14 protein-coding genes and 1 pseudogene are annotated in these 14468 nt (G+C 38.7%); 1 reads left to right on the top strand and 14 read right to left on the bottom strand.

What is annotated here, in order from left to right:
- Positions 1 to 12 precede the first annotated feature (12 nt).
- The 14 genes and pseudogenes from WJM97_RS09380 to WJM97_RS09315 all read right to left on the bottom strand — a co-directional run.
- A pseudogene (locus WJM97_RS09380) lies at positions 13 to 207 on the bottom strand (calcium-binding protein); the annotation flags it as partial.
- 35 nt (positions 208 to 242) lie between these two features.
- Entirely contained in the window at positions 243 to 734 is a 492-nt protein-coding gene (locus WJM97_RS09375) for a hypothetical protein (RefSeq protein WP_353932772.1), read from the bottom strand.
- Between the two features lie 642 nt (positions 735 to 1376).
- A complete protein-coding gene (locus WJM97_RS09370) occupies positions 1377 to 2822 on the bottom strand; it encodes a GAF domain-containing SpoIIE family protein phosphatase (RefSeq protein ID WP_353932771.1) in 1446 nt (481 codons plus the stop codon).
- Positions 2823 to 2994: 172 nt separating this feature from the next.
- Positions 2995 to 3426 carry an ATP-binding protein gene (locus WJM97_RS09365; protein ID WP_353932770.1) on the bottom strand — a complete coding sequence of 144 codons (432 nt, stop codon included), beginning with the start codon at positions 3424 to 3426 and terminating at the stop codon, positions 2995 to 2997.
- Positions 3427 to 3519: 93 nt separating this feature from the next.
- Positions 3520 to 3861, bottom strand: a complete 342-nt coding sequence (locus WJM97_RS09360; RefSeq protein ID WP_353932769.1) for an STAS domain-containing protein — start codon at positions 3859 to 3861, stop codon at positions 3520 to 3522.
- A gap of 108 nt (positions 3862 to 3969) precedes the next feature.
- Positions 3970 to 6090: a glycogen debranching protein GlgX gene (gene glgX / locus WJM97_RS09355; protein WP_353932768.1), complete on the bottom strand. Its 2121-nt coding sequence runs from the start codon at positions 6088 to 6090 to the stop codon at positions 3970 to 3972.
- A gap of 12 nt (positions 6091 to 6102) precedes the next feature.
- Complete coding sequence (locus WJM97_RS09350) at positions 6103 to 6435, bottom strand: STAS domain-containing protein (protein WP_353932767.1); 333 nt, start codon at positions 6433 to 6435, stop codon at positions 6103 to 6105.
- Positions 6436 to 6542: 107 nt separating this feature from the next.
- A complete protein-coding gene (locus tag WJM97_RS09345; RefSeq protein ID WP_353932766.1) occupies positions 6543 to 8357 on the bottom strand; it encodes an AGE family epimerase/isomerase in 1815 nt (604 codons plus the stop codon).
- A 65-nt stretch (positions 8358 to 8422) separates the two neighbouring features.
- Complete coding sequence (locus tag WJM97_RS09340; protein WP_353932765.1) at positions 8423 to 9097, bottom strand: TMEM175 family protein; 675 nt, start codon at positions 9095 to 9097, stop codon at positions 8423 to 8425.
- A 125-nt stretch (positions 9098 to 9222) separates the two neighbouring features.
- Positions 9223 to 9657, bottom strand: a complete 435-nt coding sequence (locus WJM97_RS09335; RefSeq protein ID WP_353932764.1) for a VOC family protein — start codon at positions 9655 to 9657, stop codon at positions 9223 to 9225.
- A 34-nt stretch (positions 9658 to 9691) separates the two neighbouring features.
- Entirely contained in the window at positions 9692 to 10261 is a 570-nt protein-coding gene (locus WJM97_RS09330) for a DJ-1/PfpI family protein (RefSeq protein WP_353932763.1), read from the bottom strand.
- A gap of 14 nt (positions 10262 to 10275) precedes the next feature.
- Positions 10276 to 11259: a zinc-binding dehydrogenase gene (locus tag WJM97_RS09325; RefSeq protein WP_353932762.1), complete on the bottom strand. Its 984-nt coding sequence runs from the start codon at positions 11257 to 11259 to the stop codon at positions 10276 to 10278.
- A gap of 119 nt (positions 11260 to 11378) precedes the next feature.
- Entirely contained in the window at positions 11379 to 12239 is an 861-nt protein-coding gene (locus WJM97_RS09320; RefSeq protein ID WP_353932761.1) for an FAD binding domain-containing protein, read from the bottom strand.
- 478 nt (positions 12240 to 12717) lie between these two features.
- Positions 12718 to 14097 carry a protein kinase gene (locus WJM97_RS09315; protein WP_353932760.1) on the bottom strand — a complete coding sequence of 460 codons (1380 nt, stop codon included), beginning with the start codon at positions 14095 to 14097 and terminating at the stop codon, positions 12718 to 12720.
- Between the two features lie 141 nt (positions 14098 to 14238).
- On the opposite strand from WJM97_RS09315, the gene WJM97_RS09310 reads away from it, so the two are divergent.
- The gene (locus tag WJM97_RS09310) at positions 14239 to 14427 is read left to right on the top strand and encodes a hypothetical protein (protein ID WP_353932759.1); all 189 of its coding nucleotides are present in this window, start codon (positions 14239 to 14241) and stop codon (positions 14425 to 14427) included.
- Positions 14428 to 14468 lie beyond the last annotated feature (41 nt).

Here is a 14468-nt window from a genome sequence, read left to right as displayed (position 1 = left end):
CCCCTCTCCCCCATCAAGGGTGTCATCCCCAGTACCGCCATAAATATAGTCATTTCCTATACCACCGTTGAGGTTATCATTCCCATCTCCACCATCTAAGGTGTCATTTCCTTCATCTCCACTGAGGTTATCATTTCCTCCCCTACTACTGAGGTTATCATCTCCTAAACCACCGGATAAGGTTTCATCTGCATTTGTGCCAACAATCGTATCATTGCCATTGGTGGTTGTTAAAGATTTCTCTACTTCTGTAGCACTTCTTCAGACAGACTTTCCCCTTGTACCAAAGCTAAGAAAATTGCTCCTTCATCCCCTGCACTATCAGTATTATTCAAAACATCATCAACTTTATGCCCAATCTCTTCTAGCAGTACATTAACCGCTAATTCTAAATTATCTATATTGTTGCTAATAAATTCTTGTGCAAGGTAAATTCTCCCTGTTTCAGTGGAAAAAGCCCCATTTGCGCCATTTAACTCTTCTGTATTCCGAATTTCTATAACGGGGAAAATACTATAATCCCCTGCTAACCATGCCGTTCTCAGAAAATCAACTTCAACCCCTATCCCAAAAGCCAACCCCATCTTCTCAGTAAATTCCGGCTGATGAGCAAAAGCCTGTAATCTCTGCTGTACTAACAAATGAACTTGATCTAAAGCATTTATTATTGTTGCGTCAAGACTTACTGAAGAATCTATGACTAAATTATTAGACAGAACATAGTTGTAATTCATGATATTTGTGCTTATTTGGTATATATATTAGTCGTAAACTTTGTTTTTTGTAGCTTTGCGCCTGTATCTGTTGCTACTATAACCAGTATTAACCATGAAGTCAACACATATATGTAAATTGGTATTGCATAAGTGCGGGATGTTTTTTTAGTGTAGAGACGTTCCATGGAACCTCTCTGCAAGGTTTTTAGATTTATGCAAAATCATTTTCATCCCTAAAATCAGCAACGCCCATATATGTATGTAAATTTATTAATATGAACCAATATGATTTATGTAGGAGATGCTGTATAAATCTAAAAGCAAGATGAGGTAAAGATTATAGCGATTTTTCTGATCAAAAAGTGCAGGGTTTTTGCACATAAGGGTTGAAAAACCTTGCATTGAGATTCTAAACTTTCAAAAATAGGATAACATATATTCAAAACTATTGTATAAGTGCCTCTTGCCTCTTGCTTTCCTTCACGGAAACACTTTTATGTATGCCTAACGGCACGCTACGCGAACAGCAAGCCCTATGTATTCTGTATTGGTAAATATTACTCTTAACAAGAAATTACCCCAGCCTTTTCAGGTCTGGGGTAAAATACTTGTATTCAAATAAATTGAGGCTAAGTTAACAATTTAAACAATCAAAAATTACTACCCACCATCGCAACCCCGTCTAACACACAACATAGTAATATCATCAAACTGTGGTGCATCAGCCATAAAATCAAACAACTTACTTTTAATAGAAGTGAGCAAATCACAGGCAGAAGAAAATGGTAGATTCATCACATCATGCAGTCGTTTATCTGTAAATAGTTTACCTTCGGGACTTTTTCCTTCTGTCACCCCGTCAGTATAACCAATCAAAATATCGCCTAATTCCATCTGCACCTGTTCAATTTTAAATTTAGAACCTGGCATCATTCCCACTGCTGGCCCAGTAGATTTCATTACCTTTTTAATCCCAGATTGATTCAAAATAAATAGCGATTCATGACCACCATTAATATAAGTTAGTATGCCTGTTTCTGGATCTAAAACACCAAAAAACATAGTCGCAAACATACTCATTTGCCAGTGATTTTTGGCTACATATTCATTAGTTCTAGTAATTGCTTGTAGTGCATTAAGGTGAGCTAAATTAATAGAAGTAGTTTCGCACAGCCATCCGTTAACAGGTTGATTTTCTTCCAGAATTTGACTAGCAAAACCACGCAATTGAGTTTCTGAAGAAAAAACCCGAACTAAGCTCCGCATCAATGCCATAAATAAAGCTGCTCCCACACCCTTATCACAGACATCAGCAATTACCAATCCTATTTGATTATTAGGAAGCTCAAAAGTATCATAAAAATCTCCAGCTACCTGACGAGCGGGATGAAAACAGGCGGCAATTTCCCAATTAGGTAATTGTAGTAATTCGTAGGGCAGAAAATCTATTTGAATCTGTCTACCTTTTTCTAACTCAGCATCAAGAGCTTGCGAATATTTTTCAAGTTTGGAATATAAACGGACATTTTCTAAAACTAAAGCCATTTGATCAGCCGTTAACAGCATCAGATTAGCTATTTCTTGGGTAAAATGTCCCGGTTGAGAGTGCAATAAAGTAATGATTCCTAATAATTCTTCCCCTCTGATAATAGGAACAGCCAAAGCAGAACGCACATTATAAGGCTGATCAGGAAAAGTTAACCAGCGATCATCCTGATCAGTATCTATAATTAATCCTATTTGACGGTTACGAACTACCCAACCAGCCAAACCTTTATCCAATACATTACCGATTAAATTTCTGCGTTTTTCTAGCACTAATTCCTCCTGTGACAAAATTGCATCTGCCACCCTTCCAGAAGGTTCAAGTAAAAATAGACTGCCTTTTTCCGAAGAAGTTTGAGTAGTAGCTACATCTAAAGTAGTTTGTAAGGCCGCTTTGAGTACCTCCCCTTCTTTAGAGGAGCGACCCATTGATGCTAATTTTTCTAATAGCTGACTTTGAGCTTTAAAAGCAGCTTCTTCATTTCTCAGTTCTGCTACTTCTTTTCTGAGTGCTTCCAGTTCTTCGTAATCTGTTTGTTGAGCTTGATTTTGATCATTCATATTTTAATAATTACCCCCACAGTAAATTATTTAAACTGCCAATTTCATTTAAACTGAGTTATACCAAAAATTAGATGTCTAAAACCTGTATGTCTTGATTTTTTTCAATTGCTTAACCTAGTTAACTGAGATTGACGGGGATGGAATTAAATTAATATAGCTTCAATAACACCTATGAATCGGCTATTTTAAGATTTACAACAAAAATGTTGCGATTTTTTTCTCCCACACGCTCATAGAAATATTGATCCACCCCTTGTATAGCCAAGTATACTCCCAGTCCACCCATCCGACGTTCTTCCAATCGCTTATTTAATTCTTCAGCTTCTACTGTCACCATTTCGTAAGGATCATATCTAGATCCAGTATCTTCCAAACAAATAGTTAAACTTGATGCTTTGAGATCACTAGATAGGTTGATTTTACCTTCTAATCCCGCTTCTTCATAGCCGTGGGTGATAATATTTGTGGCAATTTCATCTACTGCTAAACGTAGTTTATAGCAGGCTTTTTTATCTAAACCTGCTGACTGGGCTGCTTCCATCACATATTTAGCGATCGCCCCTAAAGAATCTAATGTTCCTGCTAAGGTTAATGTTTCCATAATTTAGTATTTTTGAATGGCAATGATTAAATTAAATATTTGCCTAATCTTTAGATGTAGAGACGTTATTTACAACATCTCTACAAAAGTTGATTACACGTTTTCTATTTTTGCTGCGTCGTATTCATCCAACAGATAAACACTTTGATCAAAACCAGTTTTTTTGATCGTATCTAATGGTAATTCTTGAGTTCCTACCATATAAATATCTACACTAGATCCCATTTTTTGTTTAGCAAAGATCAGTACCCGTAGTCCTGCACTGGCCATGTACTCTAACTCTTGCATCATCAAGACTAATCGTTTAGGGTTGCCAGCAGCAGCTTCTTCTACTTTGGTTTTAAAATCTGGTGCGGTACTGGCATCCAATTCACCAAATAAGCTAATTTTAGCGATGCCATTACTTGTTGTTTCTAAAGTTGCACTAAAAGCCATAATTTCCTACCATTTGAATTTATAAAAAGGAGTCAGGAGAGTAGGTGAGTGGGAGAGTGGGTGATCAATAATTCAATCACCAATCACCAGTCACCAATCACCAATCACCTACTTCCCTACTAAGATTGCCACAGAGCGATCGCCCATTAACAACCCTGATTGATTTTCTAACATGGGTTCAGTCCCAGGTTGCCAACTCTCATTGGGTGGAGTCGCACCAGTGTTTGCGAATACGTGCCAATTCATACCCACAGGTAAACCAGGAATTTCAAACCATAAAGATTCCCAGTGCATATTCATGGCCACATAGATGTAGTTATCTTCCACCGCTCCCTGTTTGGCGTGCTTACCACACAGCATAAAAGCTATAGTCCGACTAGAATCTGACCAATCTGCATTCCAAGCCTGTGTACCATGCCAGGTAATATCTGCGTAACCACTTCCTACGTAATCTCGGTTTTGGAAATGCCAGGGATTTCTTAACACTGGGTGTAAATTACGGAAGGCAATACAGTGTTTAAAAAACTTAAACAAATCTGCATTCTTTTCTAACAGTGTCCAATCTAACCAATTCAAATCATTGTCATGGCAATAGGTATTATTATTACCATACTGAGTCCTGCCCACCTCATCACCCATGAGGATCATAGGTACACCTTGACTCACCATCAACATCGCTAAGGCATTTTTAATCTGGCGATGTCTTAGGGCATTGATACCCTGATCATCTGTTGGCCCTTCCCAACCACAATTCCAGCTATCATTATCATTTGTCCCATCATTATTATTTTCACCATTGGCCTCATTATGTTTCCCGTCATAGGAAACTAGATCCATCATGGTAAAACCATCGTGTGCCGTAATAAAATTAATGGAAGTTGCAGGTGCGCGGCCAGACCAAGCATAAAGATCAGGTGAACCTTGTAAACGTTGGGCTGCATCCCCAACAGTACCATCCCCCTTCAAAAACTTTCTAATCCCATCACGGTATTTACCATTCCATTCTGCCCAGCGCCCGTAAGCAGGGAAAGAACCAACTTGATACAAACCGCCCGCATCCCAAGCTTCCGCGATCAATTTACACTTAGCCAAAATTGGGTCAAAAGCTAAAGACTCCAACAAAGGCGGATTCGCCAAAGGTGCGCCCCAAGGGTCACGACCTAAAATAGCCGCCAAATCAAACCGGAAACCATCAATATGATATTCTGAAGCCCAGTAACGTAAACAGTCTAAAACTATACCTCGAACAATGGGGTTATTACAGTTAAGAGTATTCCCAGTCCCACTAAAGTTGTAATAATATCCTTCTGGGGTCAACATATAGTAGGTCTTATTGTCAATCCCCCTAAAGGAAATTGTTGGACCATTTTCATTACCTTCAGCGGTATGATTAAATACTACATCTAGAATTACTTCAATCCCATTTTTGTGTAATTCCTTCACCAGGGATTTTAACTCATCCACCTGCATCCCAAACTTACCAGTCGCGGCATAACCAGCCTTGGGAGCAAAAAAACCAACCGTACTATAACCCCAGTAATTATACAGAGTTTCCCCAGTTTGGGGGTTAGGACGGCTATTTTCAAACTCGTCAAATTCATAAATAGGCATCAACTCTACAGCATTGACACCCAACTCTTTCAGATAGGGAATTTTTTCCCGAATACCAGCAAAAGTACCCTGATGTCTTTCTTTCACACCAGAAGAAGCATGACGGGTAAAACTACGGACGTGCATTTCATAAATAACCTGATCCTCTGGGGGAATTTCCAAAGGCCGATCATCTTCCCAGTCAAAATCATCAAAGGCAATTCTGGCACGATGGTGATAAATATCATTCCAGTCGGGAGTTACACCCCAAACATCCCGCCCCCCAATAATCTTGGCGTAAGGATCCATCAAAATTTTACTGCTATCAAACCAGTGACCTGCCTGGAAGTTATTGGGACCATCCATACGATAGCCATATTCCAGATTTTCATAATCCAGATCAAACACGGTCATGCAGTATACATTACCAATCCGAAATTCTTCAGGGAAAGGAATTTCTGCAAAGGGTTTTTTCTCGTGTTTTTCAAATAAGACTAAAGTACAAGATATGGCATGACTGGAAAAGATCGAAAAGTTTACTCCCCCAGGGACTATAGTTGCACCAAAGGGAAAAGGTTTACCACTACGTAATTTAAACCCTTCGTAAGAATGGGTAGGATGAATATCAATTCTGTCCATGAAATTTTATCCTTATTTAAGGGCTGCTAATCCGGCTTCTAGGTCTTTGGTTGTTTTGAAATGTTCTAAAAATCCGGTAACACTCATTGTGTCTTCAACTTCTTCATTTAAACCGACAAGTACCAGGTTTCCCTGTTTAGCTTCTGCTTGCCGATGTATTGTTAATAGTGTACGTAAACCTGCACTGGACATATATTCTACTTTGGTCATGTCTAGCAGAATTTTACTGCCTGGTTCAACTAAGGGTTTCACTTGTTCTGTGACTGTTGGCGCTGTATTTGCATCTATATCACCAATCAGTTCAACGACTTTGATATCTTCAGTGGTAGTAATGTTAATTTCCATATTTATTGTTAATGTTGGCTAAATTTTTTAAGAGAATTTAGGAGGGGCGAACGGCCGTTCGCCCGTACAGGAGTGATTAATTTTGACTTTTTTCCTCCCCCATCTTCCTACACAGGCACAATTTGTACTTTTACTTTCACCCGTTCGCTAGTTTTAGGTAAGGTAACGGTTAAAGCATCTGCATCAAAGTTGCTGTAAGGTTCGCCGTCAATTTCACACTTACCAATTTTCACACTACCAGGAGGTAAAATATCTGGGGAAACTCTGAGGATATTATCAGCAAATCCACCAGGTATGGGTTTAAAGTAGAAGTCCATTGGTTGTTTCGTAATTAGCAAGTTGGTATAAACCGCTGCTAAATAACATAACTCAAAGGAGTGATAACCACTCATGGAGTGAGAACCTTTACCCCGTTCGTTACCTCCAGCTAGGTAAGGAATACCGTTAGCAAGAACGTTGAAGTAAACACCACCTTCTTCTAAATCTAAGAACCAAGCGTTATAAAATGCTGCTGATTCCCGTGCCAAGCGATGATATTCTTTATTTTCCAGAACTCCTGCCAGAATCTGATAGGCTAAAATTGCTTGTTCTTGTTGCCACCAAGCTTTACGATCATGCCAAACAAAGCGGTAATGCTCTTCGCCTTCAGCGAGGGTTCTTTCTACCACATCGTACCAACCCCCACGTTGTTGATCACTACCCGCATCTGGCATGATATCGGCAATTTTTTGAGCAAGATTCACATAGCCATCTTTAGCTTTCAGGCTTTGCATCCGCATTAAGTTCCAGGCAATTTTCAGGTTATGACCAACTACTGCCCGGTTTTGCTGCCAACCCCAAGTGGTATCATGTGACCAGTCTTGGAAGAATCTTTCTTGCACAAAGGGGCTATGTTCGTAGTCAGGAAAACGTTTTTCAATGGTGTCAAAGGTATACTCCAGCATATCTGCGTATTCCTGTTTACCTGTAGCCAACCAGAGGTTAATTAGGTAAGCGGGAGCATGATCACCGACGGAGTTCCAGTTTTTTGTGCCTTTATTATGTCCTAATGAATCACTGAGGGGATCTAAGGTTAAGGGGTCTAAATGGGAAAAATAACCGCCATGTTCGCCTTTATCTAGTAAGAACTCGTTAAAAAGCTTAATAGTTTTTTCGGTGTCATCCATAATGCGGGGATCACCGGTACAGCGATAGGTTTGAATAGGGCCAGCTAGAGCATAAATTTGTTCATAAGCAGGGATAGCATAATAATCATCCCCAAATTCGGAAGCAAAGATTTTATCTTCTTTTTCTCCCTTGACATCAATACCGTGATACCAATAAACAATACCTTCGTCGGAGTCCACAAATCTCATGTGTTCCCGCAGGTACTCTGTACCTCGTTCTGCTGCTTTCAGGAAACTGTCGTTACCGGTCATCATGAAGGCGGTGGCGAAACCATAGACTAGACGGGAGATGGTGTCTGTTTCTTGGCGGAAGTTGGTGCTTGACTGTACACCGCTGAGGTTTAAGGTGGTGCGATATTTGCGGTAGTCGTAGTCACCATCACCAAACTGAGCTTTTAAGTAAAATTTACCTAAAGCATTAATTTGTTTTACCCACCAGTCTTGTTTTTCAAATACGAAGTCATCTTTTTGACGGCCAGCAAAAACGATCTGTTTAGCATCGAATATCTGACTATCTGGATAAAATACGCCATAAGTAAATAAATAGCGTCCGGTAACTAACATTGATCTCATGCTACCAGTAGCATCTGGATAGCCTTCGTCAAAGTTCTGGATTAATTTAGCATAGGCCATGGGGCTGAGTTTGACTTTAAACTCTCGACCATCGGATGTTTTTAGTCCAAAAGTACCATCGTCGGCGATGCTATCTGTAACGTATCCAGCAATTAGATCAGAAAATGAGAAACTTACACTCATGTTATTTTTCTCCAGATATCAAGTGATTGTGAAATGTAACTGGACTGAATTTTTTAGTGTTTAATCTACCGATCCAAACGACGAGATAATTGATGACGTTTGCGATCTAAAGGATTTGGCAAAATGTAATATAATGCCACCACAATAAACACGAATTTTGCTAATGTCAGGCTGATAAAAGATACACCTATGGCAAATAAATAAGCTATGGGTGCAATTAAATTACGGCGATGTACAAATGCTATAAAGTTCTTATCGTTTTGATGTTCATCTAATAGATTATGAGTGGAGGCATACCACCACATCACATCCATAGATACACCTGCCAATACTAGGGGTAAAGCATAGGCAATGACTGAAATTTGTTGATTTGGATATTCGCTGAGTAACCCGGTGGGAAATGGCATGGAAGCAACGCACATCAGGAACAGGATGTTAAGCCACAATAAAACTCTGTCATGACGTTTAATGTGCATGAAGGTGTTATGATGACTGATCCAATAAATGCCTAAGACTACAAAACTGATGGCATGAGCGATCATTTTCGGCACTAATTCCATGACTGCATGAGGTAGTTCTTTTGCTACTAAATCCGATGCAATTTCTGGGACTTTAATTTCTAGTACCAGTAAGGTAATTACAATAGCAAAAACACCATCACTCAGAGCTAAGATGCGCTCATTGCCATGAAAAGCGGCGACTGGTTTTTCTTCTGTTACAGTTTTGTCTTCATTAGACATTGGTAGTTATCTCCTGAGTCTTGATTCTATTTTTGGGTCAGTATGACATAACATACCTTGGATAGCGTCTTGATGATTTGATCCTCATAAAAAATCAGTATTTGTAAATTAGTTAACCTCAAATATTACAATGCAGGAGGATTTTCTTCGTCTACAAATCCTTGGCTAATTTCAACTATGTTACCGTCTGGATCTGCTAACCAAACTGTTCGCCATCCAGGAATAAAGTCATCAAAATTAAGGGGTCCAAGGGTAATTTTGGCATCATCTCCCATTTCTGCCAATTTTGCATCTACGCTATCAACTTTAAATGCTAGTTGTCTGACACTGGGGAAGTTATAGCCGTCGTTGGTTGGTGGTGCTATGGGTGATTCTTCTGTGGCTTTAAATATTTCTAAATAGAAGGCGCAGTCTTCCATTTTGATAAATACTATCTGGTTGCCATCGGGTAGTTTGGCAACGCGAGCGCGTTTAAAACCAAAGTATTTACTATAGAATTTTTCGGTGGCAATTGGATCTTTACAGGTGAGTGCAACTTGAGAAAAAATTTGTAAACCCATGACTGTTTTTAACCTTGTTTAACCTTGATTTTTGTTAACGTTCTGCTAATATTTCAATAATTTTTTTAGCAAATAAATGGGCATGACCACCACTACGTCCTGTGACTAAATCACCATCTAATACTACATCTTCGTTAGTGTAAATAGCTCCCATGTTCACTACATCACTATAAAGGTTATTGTGACAGGTAACGGGACGACCTTTAACTAATTCTGGTGCGGGTGAAACTAACCACATTCCATGACAAATTATGCCTTTAAGGATATTTTTTTCAGCAAATGCGCGTTTGAGAAATTCTACCGCTGGGGATGGTTTGGTAACGTCTTCTGTGTACCGGAGGCGGTCAGATACCATGGCGGAAGGAACAATAATAGCGTCGTAGGTTTTGAGTTCTGCGTCGTCTATTGTTTCAAAACTTTTATGACATTCAAAGGGTGCATGATATTCATGACCTTTAAATGTTAAATATGGTTGTCCCCACAACCGACTCAAGAAATGTAGTTCTGCTCCTTCTTCGGGAAAGCGATAATTGTAATACCAAATTTCGTGTTCATAAAAGTCGCTCTCAATCAGGATACCAATTTTTTTTCCTTTTAGTTTCATATTCTTCACTTACCTTAATCTTCTATTTGAGCTACTATTTTTCCTCGACCATGACGACCAGCAAGATGTTCTAATGCTTGAGGTATTTCTGTTAAGGAAATTATTTTTTCTAGGAGGGGATTTATTTGTTGATCAGCAACTAATTTTCCTATGGCTTTACCAATTTCTGCTAATTGCATTTGGGCTTTTTTATCCCCTAATAAATAAACCATTCCTAGTGCAATATCATGGACAGAAATTGCTTTACCAAAGGATTGCATTTTACTCAAGTCTGGTAGTTCAGCTACACAGGCAATGCTACCACCATAAGCTAATAATTCTAGTCCGGTGGTGGCACTGGCGGAACTGACTGTATCAATGATGGCATCAACTCCCCGACCTTGGGTAATTTCTCTGACTCTCTCAGGGACATTTTCCCTGGTGTAATCTATAATTTCTGTTGCGCCCAAATGCCTTACCCATTCTATGTTTTGGGTGGAACAGGTGGAAATGATTTGTAGTCCTGTTCTTGCTGCTAATTGGATGGCAAAACCACCTACTCCTCCTGCTCCTCCGTGGATGAGGATGGTTTGATCTGGTTGGATGTGTAGTTTGTGATAGAGAACTTGGTAGGCGGTAAAGCTGGCACAGGGTAAAGCTGCTGCTGTTGTAAAAGATACGCCTTCGGGAATGGGAGCGATGGTGTCGGCGGTGGTAATGGCAAATTCGGCGAAGCCTCCTGGTTGGGTAAAGTTGCCATGATAATAGATGCGATCGCCTATTGACCAGTTTGTAACATTTTTACCCAGAGCGTCTATTGTTCCTGCTACGTCCATGCCGGGAATAAAGGGATAATTCCACTGAGGAAAGCCAGTTGCCATGAATTGATAATCTGCTGGGTTTAAGCCCACTGCTTTGACTTTGACTCTGACTTCTCCCTCTCCTGGTTGGGGTTGGGGCATTTCTGCTAGTCTGAGTGTGTCTGGAGTTCCTGGTCTTTCTAAAATCAGTGCTTTCATGAAAATTCCCTTTCCTGTGAGCAAACCTATGCACCTTTTATAGCTGGAGACAAGGAAGTGAGGACATTAACAAAAACTAAACTGTCACCTGTCACCTGTTACCTGTTACCTGTTACCTGTCACCTGCTATTCACGGCTTGACTGAGGGTGCGTTTGCTCATTACCTCCATCAAATGACGGCGATATTCTTCCGAGGCATAGCGATCGCCTAAAATACTATCTACACTGTTTCCAGCTAATTTAGCTGCGGCTGCTATGTTTTCTGCTGTTGCTGTTTTCCCTTCCAAAGCTGTTTCTACTTGAGTTAAGCGTATGGCATGGGGAGTAGCACCAGTGACAGCTACCCGACATTTGCTGACTGTGCCGTTGGTAACTGTCACCAGGGCAGCTACACCACACAATGTATAACCGGTAGCTGGGTGTTTAAAGGCTTGGTAAGCACTGCCAGTCCCTGCTACATAAGCAGGTAGGTTAACTGATGTAACTATTTCTTGAGTTTGCCAATTATTACCAAAGGCTTGATCAATAAATTGCTCTGCCGCAACTGTATGACTGCCATCTGCATTTAAGGTACTAAAAGTTGCTTCTAGTACCAGGGCAACTGCGGTGAAATCACAGGCTAGATCACGGTAGGCAAAAACATCACCTATAGCTTGCTGGTTACGAATTTGCGGATCACCAATGCTTTTGGCGGCTTCAACTAGAGCGGGATAATTTGTTTGAATTTCTGAGGATGCCACAACTTGACCATAGGTAGTCAGGGCGTTAATCTTCAGGATTTTATCTACATAATTGATCCCTTTTAATTCTGTAATTTTATGCAGGTCTACCAGTAGGGATGGAGCAAGATGACCTTGCTTCATTTCTGCAATTAGGCTGTGACTACCAGCTAAAACTACAGCACCGGATTTTTCTTTCAGAAATTTTACTGCTGCTTCCAGGCTATCTGGAGCAGCATAGTCAAATTCAACGGGAAGCATAATAAATTTTCGCTCTTGTTATAGCTGATTAAAAATCGGTTCTGAACAATGAGTAGTTTGTTCAAGACTGAATCAGAGTTAGAAATTAATTACCAGTGGGTAATATTTTGTATTGCGTTTTGATAAGAATTTAGTGGAAACCTATAGATTGTAATTTCTCACTCTTATACAAGAAAATGATTAGATTTTATACATTCTTCATGTTTTTGATAAATATGTAATGGTGTCATAATCTATATTCTGTAAAATTACTAGGAATCTACGGACTCCTACACGACTACTCCGTGCTATTCCTGATTTTTTCCAAATAAATTTTTGAGTTGATATCTTTATCCCAGTAAATTTAAGGTTTGCCGACAAAAGAAAATGTGAAAAGTAACAATTTTTAACTTTTTCCTTGTACCTTCTGAGTATTTAAACTATCTTTTTGCAAAAATATACATTATAATAAATACAATCGTTGTTTGATCAGACGCTTTTAAATATTTTTCAATACTTGCTTTAACTGTGTAGCATTTTGAAAATAAATCTGTGGTTTTTCAATTAAAGCTAAATCTATCACCTCGGCTAACTTTTGAGGAATATTAGCATTACGTTCTAAAATGGGTACAGGGTCATTTTCTAAAATATCCATAAACGTATCACCAGTAAAATTGCGGGGAACATATCCCGTTAACATATTATATAAACAAGCTGCACTTGCCCAAACATCAACAGCGGGTTGAGATTTTCTATATTTTAATACCTGTTGACGGGGAATAAAACCAGGTGTACCTCCGATAGTTTTTGTTAAAGTTTGTCCAGTTAAACCAGCTAAATCAAAAGATTTCGCTAAACCATAATCACCAATTTTTGCAGTTAATTTACCATTAATATTACAGAGAAAAATATTATGAGGTTTTAAATCCCGGTGAACTAAACCTTTACCTGATTTATAACCACCATCAGCTAATTTTACATAGGGAATTTCTACATTATGGGTGTAAATTAAACCATCTAAAACTTGGAGAATAATTCCTAACGCCATATCTACAGGTAATTTTCCCCCTAATTGTTTCATTAAATCATCAACATTTCCAGCTTCGTAATATTCCATCACCAGAAAAAACATATTTTCTGCATAATCAGCATCTAATAATTTCACAACATGGAAATGATTTAAAGCTTTGAGATTATCAATTTCCCTGAGAAACATCTTCACATTATTTTCATCCTGGGCAACTTCTGGTAACATGACTTTTAATGCTACTTTTGCACCAGTTTGGGAATTTTGCGCTAAATAAACTTCACCAAAACCACCTTTACGAATAGATTGAATAATTTGATAATTGCGTAAAACTTTTAATTCCTTGTTTCCACCTATAGCTAATTTGATTAAATTTTGGATGACATCAAAAAGTTTTGTTTTAGTTTTTGGTTGGGGTGGTTGGATAAAACCAGGAGTTTTAATATCAGGGGTTTTAATATTAGGAGGTTGATTAGCTGGTTGTGGTTGGGGAATTTGAATATTAACTTGGAAAACAATATCACCTATGGTAATTTTATCTTGATTTTGTAAATCATATTCAGGAAAGTTTAATTTTTTGGCTTCTTCCGCTGTGTGGTGAGGTTCTCTACTACCAATTTTTTGATTATTAAGATAAGTACCGTTTAAACTGCCTAAATCTTTAATTTTTATTTCTGGGGGATTGATATCTAATAAACAATGATAACGGGAAACTTTTCTGTCAATCTCACAGGGAATGGATAAATAACAATCATCATTTCTACCAATTAAACAAGTGGTGCGACTGTCGAATATATATTGTTTTCCTGAGAGTTTACCTGTGGTAATTGTCAGGGTGATAGTAGATTGCATATTGGATAATTTTTATAGAATGTTGAATATTATACATGATCTTGGTGTAATTGGGGGAAAATTTCTGAATCAGGATATCCAGGATGGGAGGATTTTCAGGATGTGATTGAATGATTGTTTTTTGGGAGTTGGGGATTTTATTTGTCTGAATCAGGATGTCCAGGATTTGAGGATTTGCAGGATGTTATTGTGATTTGGAAATTCAACCAGAATAAGAGTCGGTTAAAACCGACTTTAGCTTTGAGACAGGGAATTTATTCCCTGGTTATGGATATTCCGAAAACCGAAAAACCAAGAGGTATATTTATTAGTAGTCGAAAAACTTTGTAAATAATATACAAAAATGATATTATATTAAATGTACTAAACAT

The organism is Okeanomitos corallinicola TIOX110, from assembly GCF_038050375.1.
Lineage (GTDB): Bacteria > Cyanobacteriota > Cyanobacteriia > Cyanobacteriales > Nostocaceae > Okeanomitos > Okeanomitos corallinicola.
Note: the sequence above shows the minus strand (reverse complement) of the source record. Positions and strands in the feature narration are given on the sequence as shown.